The organism is Fulvivirga ulvae (assembly GCF_021389975.1).
Lineage (GTDB): Bacteria > Bacteroidota > Bacteroidia > Cytophagales > Cyclobacteriaceae > Fulvivirga > Fulvivirga ulvae.
This window is the reverse complement of sequence record NZ_CP089981.1, coordinates 6514160-6528626: the sequence shown is the minus strand read 5'-3', so window position 1 is coordinate 6528626 and position 14467 is coordinate 6514160. Positions and strand designations below refer to the sequence as shown.

The following is a 14467-nucleotide window of genomic DNA, read 5'->3' as shown; positions in this document are numbered from 1 at the left end:
CCTGAAGGGTCAGATCTTTGTATCCCGGGGCGCCTACGCTAAAGCTTCAGCGACAGCGTAGTACAAGCCCAGGAAATAAACAAACAAGAAAAAATGTGCCATAGGAAAGCCTAATCATAGAAAGCGATCCCTTTTGGCACACAAGCAGTTCTCAGGCTAGAGAGATCATGCACACAGAAAGTAAACCACTGTCTGGAGCTTATTACCTCTGCCAGTGCATGGGAGCAGTTAAGCTTTACCAAACTTACGGAAGTTTAGTAAAGCCGCGATTTAGTTCAGTTTGCTATAGTGATACGTTCAATAATGAGACAAATAACCATAACCCCGACCCTGTAAGGGTCAAATCTTTGTAGCCCTGGGCGCCTATGCTAAAGCTTCAGCGACAGCGTAGTATAAGCCCAGGGAATAAACAAACAAGAAAAAATGTGCCATAGGAAAACCTAACCATAGACAGCAACCCCTTTTGGCACACATAAGCAACCTCTGGCAAGAGCGCCAACGCGCAGACCAGAAACAAAGCAACGATTAACTAACCAACAACCTCATAGATAGTACCGAAATGATTGATTTCATAGAATATGTAGTTTTAGAGTTGAAGAGCAAGAGACTATCAAAAGCCAATGCATTGGACCTGATCAGGCAATTCAGCCACCGGTCAGCCTCCAATGGCAAACCTGCGGTCATACACCCTTTGCTGCACACCAATACCTCAGACCTCAGCCAGCAGAGCTTTACTTCTACCTTTACCGGTAATGAGTTTTTCCTGAAAGACCACGAAGTCAAAGGACAAAAGGTGCTACCCGGAGTGGCCTACCTCGAAATGGCCAGAACAGCTTTCAAAAAAGCCATGCCTGCCCAACAAGGATCAGCGATAGAACTACGCAATATCATCTGGGCCCAACCCGTAATCGTCGGAGAGGCAAAAGAAGTCACCATCGCACTGTTTGCAGACGAAAAAGAAATAGACAACGGCCAGATACAATATGAAGTCTACAGTACTGAGGTGGTTGAAAACGGGGATATCAACGAAACGATCCATTGCCAGGGACAGGCCATTTTGATCAACAAACCCGCTGCAGTTAAGCTTGATCTCGATAAGCTCAAAACACAAATGCAGTCCGGTAAACTGGAATCAGGACCAGTTTATACTGCCTATTCTAAGCTGGGGTTAAATTATGGCCCTACCCATCAGGCAATAAAAACAATTTACCAGGGCAGCGGCCAATTGCTGGTGAAATTGAACCTCCCCGGACTGAACAGCTCCGGCACAGAAGATTTTGTGCTCCACCCAGGCATGATGGACAGCGCCTTGCAGGCATCCATAGGCTTATTTGGTGGCCTCGATCAAATACCTGATCAGCCCTCGTTACCTTTTGCACTCGAGTCGCTGAAGGTCTACGAGGCTTGTAAATCAGAGATGTTTGCCTGGGTGAGATATGCCGAAGGAAACAAGCCCAATGACAAAGTCATCAAGCTGGATATAGACCTTTGCTATAAAGACGGTACCGTAGCCGTGCAGATGAGAGGATTTTCTTCCCGCATACTTCACACAGACATTGCGGTAGCCGGTGAACCCAGAAAAGGAAAAGGCTCCATACTTGCGGCTCCTGCCTGGCATTCCACTGAGGTTAGTGCATCAGACGATGCAGGAGTAAACTATTCACATCGATACGTTCTCATGTGTGAGATGCCGGAAGTGAAGGAAAAGCAACTGGAGGACATACTAACACAAACCAAAGTTGTGCATCTGGAGGCGAAGCAGACCAAAAATATTGCTGAGCGGTTCAATGAATATGCACTGGCCTGCTTTGAGCAGGTAAAAACCATATTAGCAGATAAACCTGCTGAGAAAGTACTTATTCAGGTAGTTACCACCAATGAACAGGATAAAGTCATTTTTTCAGGACTTTCCGGTTTATTGAAAACAGCAGCGCTGGAAAACCCTCAATTGATCGGACAGGTTATCCTTACCTCTCCCAGGGTGGAGGCAGAAGCGTTGGCAGTACAATTGAAAGAAAGCGCCGGCAGACCAAAGGATGCCATCGTCAAATACGAAGAAGACACGCGCAACGTTCTGGGTTGGGAGGAAATAGCCCACAAAGCATCGAGAATAGCCTTTAAGGACAACGGCGTATACCTGATCACTGCCGGCTTGGGAGGTCTGGGTAAAATATTTGTCAGAGAGATCCTGCAACAGACCCAAAATGCTAAAATTATACTAACCGGCAGATCAGCATTAACGCAGGAGAGACAAGCCGGAATCAAAGAATTTGGAGCCGCCGAAGGTCAGGTCACCTATCAGCAGTTGGATGTTACTGACCTGAAAGCAGTAAAGCAAACCATTGCTGCCCTTAAGAAAGCACACGGACAACTTCGCGGCATCATCCACAGCGCCGGAATGGTGGCCGATAACTTCATACTAAAGAAAACCTCCAAAGAATTTAGTGAGGTACTTGCCCCAAAAGTTACTGGCGCCTATAACCTGGATGAAGCCACCCAAGACATTGACCTGGACTTCATGGTTCTGTTCTCATCTATATCATCTATGACAGGCAATAGCGGTCAGGCCGACTATGCTACTGCCAACAGCTTCATGGACCATTTTGCCGCTTATCGCAATCACTTAGCAGATGCCGGGGAGCGAACAGGCAGAACTATATCCATCAACTGGCCGCTATGGCAGGATGGAGGCATGAAGATAGATGCCTCAAAAGAAGAAATTCTTCGTCAGAGCACGGGCATGAGTCCCATGCGTACAGAAACTGGCCTGAGTACCTTCTACAGGAGTCTGGAATTGCCTCAGAGCCAACTGCTGGTGATGGAAGGAGATTTGCAACAACTGCACCAGGCCCTTTTTGCTGAAAAGATTATCAATACGCCTGCCGGCCCAGCTGATACCGAAGGGAATGAGCCGATGGTTGAAATGGATGCCGGAAGCCTTGAGGAGAAAACCCAGGACTACATCAAAAAGCAGCTCTCAGAGTTATTTAAGCTCCCTGCACACAAGATCGACCCACATGCTCCTTTGGAGAAATATGGTATCGACTCTATTCTGGCCATGAACCTGACCAACCAATTGGAGAAAACATTTGGTTCGTTGCCTAAAACGCTCTTTTTTGAGTATCAGACCATACGAGAGCTTACAGATTACTTCATCAAATCTCATTCGGCTAAACTGGCTTCACTCTTTGTTTCAACCAAAAACAGTGAAATCAAAGCGGCTGAAAAATCCGAAGAAACCCCTGTCAAAACTCAGGCTCAAACATTACAAGCCAGATCAATCAGACGTCAGCGTCATATCGAAGTCGGGGCGGATAACTCACGAAAAGTGGATACCGATCCGATCGCCATTATCGGCTTGAGCGGGCGCTATCCTGAGTCCGTTAACATCGAAGCATACTGGAACAACCTGCGCGATGGAAAGGACTGCATCATAGAAGTACCCAAAGACCGCTGGGACTGGCGGGAATATTACAGTGAAGATCGCAGCAAAGGCGGCCATCACTACAGCAAGTGGGGTGGTTTTATCGAAGGCGTTGATGAATTTGACCCTTTGTTCTTCAACATATCACCGCTGGAAGCAGAAATCCTTGACCCTCAGGAAAGGTTGTTTTTACAACACGCCTGGATGGCTATGGAAGATGCCGGATACACCAAAACCAGTCTGCAAATGCCACATGACTTTGGCATGGCCGGGCAGGTTGGTGTTTATGCCGGAGTCATGTATAGTGAATACCAGCTTTTCGGCATTGAAGCCAGCAAGAGCGGGAAAAGAATGGGCGTTCCGGGAAGCTATGCCAGTATTGCCAACAGGGTGTCTTATGTGCTGAACCTGCACGGACCGAGCATGACAGTAGACTCTATGTGCTCGTCATCATTAACCGCCATCCACCTCGCTTGTCAGGACCTGAAAGAAGGAAGGACTAGTCTGGGAATTGCCGGAGGTGTTAATGTAAGCATCCACCCGAATAAATACCTGGTGATCAGCTCAGGACAATACATCTCCAGTGATGGGCATTGCCAGAGTTTTGGAGAAGGAGGAGAGGGCTACATCCCAGGTGAAGGGGTAGGCGTAGTGGTACTGAAAAGACTTTCAGAGGCTGTCCGTGATGGCGATCATATCTATGGAGTGATCAAAGGCAGCGCCCTTAACCACGGCGGCAAGACCAACGGATACAGTGTGCCTAACCCACAGGCGCAGGCCAACCTCATCAGCCATGTGTTGGAAGCAACCCACACAGATCCTCGTCACGTTAGTTATATTGAAGCCCATGGAACAGGAACCAAGTTGGGCGATCCGATTGAGATTGCTGCACTGAGCCAGGCGTTCCAGCGCAAAACATCGGATGTTGGCTTCTGCCAGTTAGGGTCAGCCAAGTCCAATATTGGTCATTGCGAATCCGCAGCAGGCATTGCAGGTCTGACCAAAGTATTGTTGCAGCTTAAGCACAAGCGTATTGTACCCTCATTACATTCGAAAAAATTAAATCCCAATATAGATTTTGACAAGACCCCGTTTGTTGTCAACCAAACCCTGAAGCCCTGGGAGCAACCAGTGATTGATGGTGTTAGCGTGCCTCGTTTGGCCGGTTTGTCATCATTCGGAGCAGGGGGTGCCAATGCACACCTTATTATTGAAGAGTATGTTGCCCCGGCAGAGGAAAATCAGGCAGTGACATTTACCAGCCCGGACTCAAAAGTGATCATCCCGCTGTCGGCGAGAACACCAGAGCAGCTTAAACAAAAAGCACTCGATCTTTACGACTTCTTACAAAATGCCAGAACCAAAGAGCAGGAAGAAGAGGTAGGAGCTATTGACCTGGCTTCTATGGCCTATACACTACAGGTGGGCAGAGAGGCCATGGATGTTCGTCTTGGCTTAATGGTCGGCTCGGTAGATGAGTTAATCGAAAAACTCCAGGCCTACATCGATGGAGAAGAGGATATTGAAGATACCTACCAGGGACGAACGGACCAGGATAGCGATACGCTTTCATTGTTCAATTCAGACAGTGATTTTGAACAAACTGTAGACAAATGGATCTCACGCAGAAAACTGTCCAAACTTCTGGACCTTTGGGCTAAAGGCCTGAATTTGGATTGGGCGAAATTCTACGGTGAAAATAAGCCGAAGCGCATCAGTCTGCCGGTATATCCTTTTGCCAGAGACAGGTATTGGATCGATATCCAGAACAACGGACAGGGGGTTGTCAATGGAAAGCTGACTTCTGCACTTCACCCTTTGCTGCATAGCAACACGTCGGATTTTAGCAGGCAAAGCTATAGCTCCACTTTTAGTGGCGCGGAATTTTTCCTGTCAGACCATCAGGTTAAAATCAGCAATGAACATTCGGCTAAAATACTGCCGGCAGTGGCCTACCTCGAAATGGCACGAGTGGCTGTGGAAAGAGCAGCGGGCGTTGAGCCGGGTTCGGGAGTGCTGGAATTGCACAATACCGCTTGGGCACAACCCTTAGTGGTAGAGGAACACAGGCAGGTAGATATAGCCCTTTTTGTAAAAGGAGGGGAACAAATAAATTTTGAAATCTCCAGTTGGGACAATGAGCAGGAAGTTGTTCATTGCCAGGGAGTAGCCAGATTTTCCAGCCATGCCGAAGGCCAGACGCTGGATATTACTGAGCTCAAAAGCCAATTGACCAGAGGCAAAATTGAGGCAGAGAACTTATACCCGCTCTTTACCTCTATGGGTCTGAACTATGGGCCTGCCTATCAGGGGATCAAAGTGCTTTATCAGGGGGAAAGACAGCTATTGGGACAATTGAAGTTGCCTAAAGCGGTAGCGTCAGACCAGCACGATTACATGTTGCACCCCAGCCTGATGGATAGTGCATTGCAATCAGCTTTTGGTTTGTTAGAAGACCTTACGACACTTCCTTCACAGCCCTCAGTCCCTTTTGCGTTAGACACTATCCGTATCATAGCTCCGGCGACTGAAAACATGTATGCATGGGTTCGCTATGCCAAAGGAAGCCAGCCTACAGATACCATCACCAGGCTGGATATTGACCTGTGTGATCAGGAAGGCAATGTATGTGTCCAAATGAGAGGACTGTCGTCCAGACAACTGAATGTAGATGCTGTTGATGCCCAAAATAAAGGAAGAGGCACTTTAATGGCTAAGCCGGTCTGGGTATCCAGCGACATGCAGTTGCCAGTATCACAGTCGGCATTTGAGCAAAAGCACGTCATACTTTGCGAATTGTCAGCTATCCAGGCCGGAGAGCTTGAGCGTTTGACGAATAACAGTCATTGCTTACAGCTCAAAGTTTCTAAAGGGAACATAGCAGCCCGTTACAGCGAGTATGTTGTGGCCGTATTTGAGCAAATACAAAATATTATAAAAAATAAACCTGAAGGGAAAGTCCTGATTCAGGTGGTGGTACCTGATTACAAAGATCAGACGTTGTTTGCAGGACTTTCAGGATTGCTTAAAACGGCAGCTCAGGAAAATCCTAAACTATTAGGTCAGGTTATACTGACAAAGTCTGATATCAAAGCAGAGGAACTTGCGGAGCAGCTTCATAAAGTACAGCACAGGCCGGAAGCGTCTTTCATTAAATATCAGGGAGATACTGCTCACGTTCTGCAATGGGAGGAAGTATCAGTAAGCCAAGCAGAACCGAAAACGGTACTTAAAGATAATGGTGTATATCTGATCACCGGCGGTCTGGGTGCTTTGGGAATCTTGTTTGCTGAAGAAATTTTGAAGCACACTCAGGAGGCAAAGGTAATACTCACGGGTCGCTCTGAACTGACTAAAGAAAAGCAGGAGATGCTAACCGCTCTGTCTGTGGAATATGGTCAGGTAGCGTATAAAAAGCTTGATCTCAATAACCCGGATCAGGTAAAAACATTGGTCACTGAGATTAAAAAAGAACACAAACAGCTTAACGGCATCATTCACAGTGCCGGAATGATCTCAGATAGCTTTATTCTGAAGAAAACGAGCGAGGAAGTTCGCATGGTACTGGCGCCTAAAGTGATGGGTACGGTTAATCTTGATGAAGCCAGCAAAGACGTCGAACTTGATTTCATGGTCCTTTTCTCCTCACTATCCGGCGCTATGGGTAATGTGGGGCAGGCAGACTATGCCGCGGCTAATGCCTTTATGGATCAGTTCGCAGCTTACCGTAACCAGTTGGCAGAGCAAAAGGTAAGGCATGGGCAAACACTTTCTATCAACTGGCCATTGTGGAAAGATGGTCATCTAAGTATTGATCAGGAAAACATAGACATGCTGGAGCAGGCTACAGGCATCCGGCCATTGCAGGCCTCTTCCGGCGTAGCGGCACTTTACAGTAGCCTGGCATTGCAGAGCAGTCAAATGCTGGTGATGGAAGGAGACCTGAAGAAAATGCGCCGCATCCTTCACATTGACAAAATCAATCATGAAGAAGCCACTCCGGCGCCAAGTGCAATTAACGCTGAGACGACTCCTGCCGTTCAGGCAGAAGCCAGCAATCTGCTGGATAAAACGGCAGCCTATCTGCGCAAGGAATTTGCAGAAGTCCTGAAGATACCGGTCAGCCAGCTTGATGCCAAGGCACCTTTGGAGAACTATGGTATAGACTCCATACTGGCCATGAAGCTGACCAGCATGCTTGAAGAAACCTTTGGATCACTTTCCAAGACACTGTTTTTCGAGTATCAGACCATTAAAAGTCTGGCTGGCTTCCTTGCTAAATCCTATCCTCAGATCATTTTGGAGAAGGTTGGAGGCAACACAGTGGCTCCTGCTCCGGTAGTAGCTCCTCAGGCGGCTGCTAAAAAGCAACCGGTGATACCCACGCTGGCTTCCCGCAACCGCTTCAACGGGAATGAAACCAACGTTAAGGCAAGGGAAGTAGCTATAGTTGGTTTGAGTGGTAAGTATCCATTATCGGAGAATTTGGATGAGTTTTGGGAAAACCTGAAGAATGGCAAAGACTGTATAACCGAAATACCTGAAGATCGCTGGGACACCAAACGTTTCTTTGACCCTAAACGCAATCAGGCTGGCAAAACCTACAGCAAATGGGGAGGATTTATTTCCGATGTAGATAAATTCGATCCTTTATTTTTCAATATATCTCCTAAAGAGGCCGAATTAATAGACCCTCAGGAGCGTCTGTTCATAGAAGCAGCCTGGCAGACTATTGAAGATGCAGGATATAGCAAAAAGGGCATATCGGCTATGGGACGCGTTGGTGTTTATGTAGGCGTCATGTATGGCCAGTACCAGCTTTATGGCGCTGAAGCTATGTTGGCCGGCAATGCTATAGTGCCGGGTTCGTCTTATGCTTCCATAGCGAACAGGGTATCTTATTTCTTAGACCTGCATGGCCCCAGTATTGCCCTGGATACCATGTGTTCTTCATCACTTACCGCCATACATCAGGCTTGCGAAGAAATCAGGAAAGGAGATATTGAGGCGGCCATTGCCGGAGGTGTCAACGTGTCCATTCATCCGCACAAATACCTGGTGTTGAGCCAGGGTAATTTTGCCGCCAGCGATGGCAGGTGCAGAAGTTTTGGTGATGGTGGTGATGGCTATGTTGCCGGTGAAGGTGTAGGAGCCGTATTACTCAAATCCCTGGATAAAGCGATTGAGGATGGTGACCATATCTATGGCGTCATCAAGTCGAGCGTAATCAATCATGGAGGGAAAACCAATGGCTACTCCGTACCTAATCCTGTTGCTCAGGGCGACCTGATCATCGAATCGCTGAAAAAGGCTAACATCGATCCGGCTACGCTGAGTTATATTGAAACTCACGGTACAGGAACGGCTTTGGGCGATCCTATTGAAATTACAGGATTGAATAAAGCTTTTGAGGAGGCTAATGGAAAAAAACAATTCTGCCCTATAGGCTCGGTGAAGTCAAACATCGGGCACCTGGAATCAGCCGCAGGAATTGCAGCCGTAACCAAGGTATTGCTACAGTTAAAGCATCAGCAACTGGTGCCATCGTTGCATGCAGAGACATTAAACCCGAACATCAATTTCGGTGAATCGCCATTCTATGTACAGCGTGAATTGGCAGATTGGGATCAGCCAGACGGGTTCCCGAGAAGGGCTGGGATCAGTTCTTTTGGAGCGGGAGGTTCCAATGCCCATCTTATTATTGAAGAATATAACACGGCAGCCACTCAGGCAAACGAACCCGAAAATAGCATACCGCAGGCCTTTGTGCTTTCTTCGAAAGACCAAAATGGACTTTTGAAGTATGCAGAGAAAATGCTTGCCTTCCTGGTCAAAAACAAAAAGACGTCGCTGACAGACATCGTATACACCGCTCAGGTAGGACGAACCCCTATGAATGAGCGCCTGGTCATAATAGTAGCCAGCACGCAGGAACTGGAAGAAAAACTGCGACAATGGCTGACAGTTCAGCAAGAGACAGGCTCTAAAAAATCAATAAATGAGCTGGAAGGCACTTATCATGGCAATATTAAAAGCGCACCCTCCGATGCCACAGCTCTGCTGGAAGGGGAAGAAGGCCGGGCCTATCTGAAAGTGATCATGGAGACCAGAAATCTGGAAAAGCTGGCTAAGCTATGGATTTCCGGTGCTGACATAGATTGGTCTCTTTTCTATCCACATGCTCAGCCTAAGCGGGTTTCCTTACCTACTTATCCATTTGCCAAAGAGCAGTACTGGATCAAAACCCCGGCATTTTCGCTGTCAACGGATCAGTTTGTTGTTCAGGAGATTGATACTGACGGCGAACCGGAAGAAGAGAAAAAGAGGAGGCTGCACTATCAGCCGCACTGGGTAGAGCAAACATTGAGCATATCAGAAGAAGAAACCCCGGAGAAAAGTCCGATCCTCATGCTGAATGCTACGGATGAACTTTTAGAAGCCATACAGAAAGAATATGGACAAGATAAGCCTGTAATTTTCATCAAGTCAGGCAAGTCATTTCAGGAGGTTGAACCATCAGTATACGCCCTTGACCTTCAGCAGGAAGATCATTTTAAGCAACTGATAGAGAGTCTCGCCAAAAAAGATCAGCTTCCTTACCGGGTTGTTCATCAGACCCTGAATACAGGCAGTCTGGAAAAAACAGATGAGGTAACCCGCCAGCTTAATCACGGCATCGTTGCCCTGTTTAACCTCTGCAAGGCATTGATGGCACAAAAGCATCAGGTACCGGTTCAAATTTTATCGATCTTCAATAGTCAGGATGTTGCGGCTCCGTTTAGCGCCGCATTAGGTGGCTTCTTTAAAACGCTTACTTTGGAGAATCCCCACTACCACGGTAAAACTATTGAGGTTCAGCGCGGTGAGGACGTCAGCGTGCCAACCGAAGAAAAAGCCCGCATCATTGTTGATGAATTCAACGATGGAAACTGGAAGAAAAATGAAGTCCGCTACAAATTCAGGGAAGAAAAGCAGGGCTACACCCGATATGTCAGGGAACTGGCCCAGTATGTCCGCATAGAGGGCATTAAGGACAAATTGCCGTTAAAGCAAAATGGTGTCTACATTGTGTCCGGCGGTTTAGGTGGATTAGGCCTTGTTTTCAGTGAATACCTCGTTAAGAACTATCAGTGCAACCTCGTTATTTTCGGGCGCTCTGAACTAAAAGCAGCTCAGGAGGCAAAACTTGAGCGGCTCAGGGCATACGGAACCGAAATACTTTACCTACAGGCCGATGCATCCAGCCTGGAAGACATGGAAGACGTAGTCAAAACCGCAAAAGGACGTTTTTCGCAAGTAAATGGTGTGCTTCATAGTGCCGGAGTCAACATTGACTCATTCATACTCAGGAAGTCCCGGGAGGAGATGGACAAAGTACTGGCGCCGAAGATTTACGGAACCATTAACCTTGACCTGGCTACCCGTGAGGAGGATCTGGATGTGTTCATCCTGTTTTCTTCCATAGCCGGAGTGATGGGCAATGTGGGGCAGTGCGATTATGCCTATGGCAACCATTTCCTTGATTCATTTGCAGAAAACAGGGAAAGCCTGGTCAAAGCCCAAAAGCGAACCGGCAAAACCCTGTCCGTCAACTGGACTTACTGGGAAGAAGGTGGTATGCACATTGCTGATGAGGAAGTAGCTATGATCGAGCAACAGGCCGGGCTGTGTCCTTTGCCTGTGCAGGAAGGCATCCAGTATCTCGAAGAATTCCTCATGTCTGACCTTGCACAAGGTGTTCCCCTTTACGGGTTTTCATCAAGGATCAAGCCTTACATTGGGCATATGGTTACAGAGGTTGAAAAGAGTAAGCCGGCCCCTGCCAAAGTGATGGATGCTGAGGAACTTCTTGAAAAGACCGAGGCCTACCTCAAGGCTTTGATCGGCGAAGAGATCAACCTGGAGCCCGGGCGCATTGACCCTACCGAACCTTTCGAGACCTTCGGCATTGATTCCATCATGATCAGCAAGCTGAATGCTAATCTGGAAAGGGACCTTGGCGCTCTGCCCAAGACCTTATTCTACGAATACTCGACCATAGAAGAACTGGCTGCCTATATGGTGGCTGATGAAAAAGAGGCTTTGATCAGCTTTATGGGTCTGGATCATGACGTAGAAGAGGAAGCTCAGGAAACTACCCGATACGAGGAAAAAGTGCATGTAGTGGAGCATCACCGGATAGAGATCAGGGAGGAAGCACCATTGCCCACCAGGTACGAAGATACCGAGCCGATTGCCATTATTGGCGTACACGGAAGCTATCCTCAATCGGAAGACCTCAACAAATACTGGGAGAACCTGAAAAAGGGTAAAGACCTCACAGATGTGGTGCCCGCAAGCAGGTGGGACAGCGAGGCCTACTATCATGATGATCCTGAAAAGGCCAGGGAAGGTAAAATTTATTGCAAATGGGGAGGCTTTATCAATGACGTGGATAAATTCGATCCTGAGTTTTTTAATATCACTCCGGATGAAGCCAGGATAATGGATCCGCAGGAGAGGCTGTTCCTGCAATCGGTCTGGTCGTCCATAGAAGATGCCGGATACACCAAAGAAAGCCTGAAAAAGAAACATGCTAAAGCTAAAAGCGCCAATGTAGGGGTTTTTGTAGGTGTTACTACCAATACATACAACCTGCTTGCCGCAGAGGAGTGGAGCAATGGAAACACTACGCCAAGCGCACATCCCTGGTCTATTGCCAACAGGGTTTCTTATTTACTCGATTTTAACGGCCCGAGTATGCCCGTAGATACAGCGTGTTCTTCCTCGTCTGTAGCCATACACCTGGCCTGTGAAAGCCTGAGAAAACAAGAGTGCCAGGTGGCCGTGGCCGGTGGCGTGAATTTATACCTGCATCCGTCGAAGTACCATTCATTCTGCAAAAACCGCATGATCTCCCGCACAGGAAAGTGCTTTAGCTACGGTGCCGGTGATGATGGGTTTGTACCGGGCGAAGGTGTAGGGTCAGTGCTGCTGAAGCCACTCAGCAAAGCCATTGCAGATAACGATCAGATCTATGCAGTGGTTTCGGCAAGTGCTTATGACCACAGCGGAAGGTCTAACGGATACTCTGCGCCCAACCCGAATGCCCAGGCCAATTTAATTGAGCAGACTTTGCGCAAGGCCAACGTTAACCCCGAAACCATAAGCTACATCGAAGGCCACGGCACGGGTACACAGTTGGGTGACAGCCTCGAGATCGTAGCCATGACCAATGCCTTCAGGAAGCAGACCGGGAAAAAGCAGTTTGCCCCGGTGGGATCAGTCAAAGCCAATATCGGGCATCCCGAGTCGGCGGCAGGCATAGCCGGAGTGGCCAAAGTGCTGTTACAAATGAAGCACTGTCAACTGGTACCGACCATTAATTCAGAGGAAGTAAACCCCAATATTGAATTCAAAGAGTCTCCATTCTACCTTCAACATCAACTGTCTCCATGGGACCCGGCCCCTGGTGCCCCGCGAAGAGCACTCATCAATTCGTTCGGAGCCGGTGGTGTGAATGCGTGCCTAATACTCGAAGAATATAAAAAACCTAAACCCATGCAGCATAACCAAGAGAAAATACCCCAACTGGTCGTGCTTTCAGCAAAAGACAACGAGCGCCTGCAAGAGTATGCTGACCGCTTGCTCACCTTTGCAGGCAATGAAAAGCACGTAAGCCTGGCGGACCTGTCGTTCACTCTGCAGGTTGGGCGGGAAGCTATGCCGGAAAGGCTGGCCGTAGTAGCCGCCGACAGGGCAGAGCTTATCGACCGTTTGAAAACCTGGAGAAAGCAGAAAACCGCAGACCACGTATATCAGGCTACCATCGACCCTCGCAAAGGCAGGAAGCGGGCGCCTGATCGCGGAGAAGAGATCCGGGGCCTTTTTGAGGCCGGAGAGCTGGATCAACTGGCCCAAATATGGATTTCCGGTGTAGATGTGGATTGGGAAGGTTTATATGCAGAAAGTAAACCCGGACGTATTTCGCTGCCAACCTATCCGTTTGCCAGACAAAGGCACTGGGTGACAGACCAGCCCACCGGAAGGAAGCAAAAAGCAGAGCCCCAACAGGCCCAACTGCATCCGCTCGTTTCACATAACTCTTCGACCTTAAGGGAAATCAGCTTCAGCTCCCTGCTGTCGGATAGCGAGTTCTATGCCATGGACCACCAGGTGAATGGTGAAAAGATCTTCCCCGGCTCCGGATTCATAGAGATGGCCAATATCTCCGGTAATCTGGCAGGAGAGCAGAAAGTAAGCAAGATCAAAGATATCGTGTGGGCGCACCCGCTAAGTTTCAGGAATGGCGCTCAGTTTGTACAAACCTCGCTAAAGCCTAACGGAAGCGGCACCGAATTCAGGATCACTTCGCTGGATGATGAAAATGAAAGAATATTACACTCTGAAGGGCGGCTCTATTTTCAGAATGGCCATGCAGCCAGCATTGAAAATATTTCCGTGCAACAACTTAAAGCACAGTGCTCCGGGCCTCAGGATGGCGCTTACTACTATGATATTTTCAGTCAGGTAGGCTTTAACTATGGTTCGGCATTCCAAACCATTCAGGAGTTTTATGTCAATGGCTCTTTTGCCTTGTCAAAGCTGAAACTGGCAGATCACCTGAAAGCTGATTTTGACCGCTTCATCCTCCATCCAAGCATCATGGATGGTGCCTTGCAGACGGTGGCAGGCCTGGTAGGGCAGATGGATGCTGCCGTGCCTCATGTACCTTTCGCGATTGACGAAATAGAGATATTCCGCTCATTGCCGCACACCTGCTATGCCTATGTGGAGCAGGTGAATGCCGAAGGTCATGCACACGCCAACATCAAAAAGTTTAACATCAAGATCATCAATGAAGCCGGTGATGTGCTGGCCAGCATCAAAAACTTCTATGTAAGGGCATTCAGTCCGGCAGGAGTAGTGCAGGGCGAACTGCCTGACGATCTGGCTGTAGAGGCGGACGATACCTTCTCTACGGTATGATCATAACCACGCAGAGGGTATCTAAAATGGAATCATATACTATACAAAGAAATCTTTCAACCATACAATTCAGCC

The 14467-nt window shown here is 48.1% G+C and carries 1 protein-coding gene; it reads left to right on the top strand.

Annotation, left to right across the window (positions count from 1 at the left end; all coding sequences use genetic code 11):
- The first annotated feature begins 559 nt into the window (after positions 1 to 559).
- Positions 560 to 14392 (top strand): SDR family NAD(P)-dependent oxidoreductase, encoded by a 13833-nt coding sequence (locus LVD17_RS26930; RefSeq protein ID WP_233763262.1) that lies wholly within the window; start codon positions 560 to 562, stop codon positions 14390 to 14392.
- The last annotated feature ends 75 nt before the right edge of the window (positions 14393 to 14467 follow it).

What these genes read in the sequence shown, in the direction of transcription:
- LVD17_RS26930 (WP_233763262.1), top strand. Translation starts at nt 560, where the DNA reads ATGATTGATTTCATAGAATATGTAGTTTTAGAGTTGAAGAGCAAGAGA.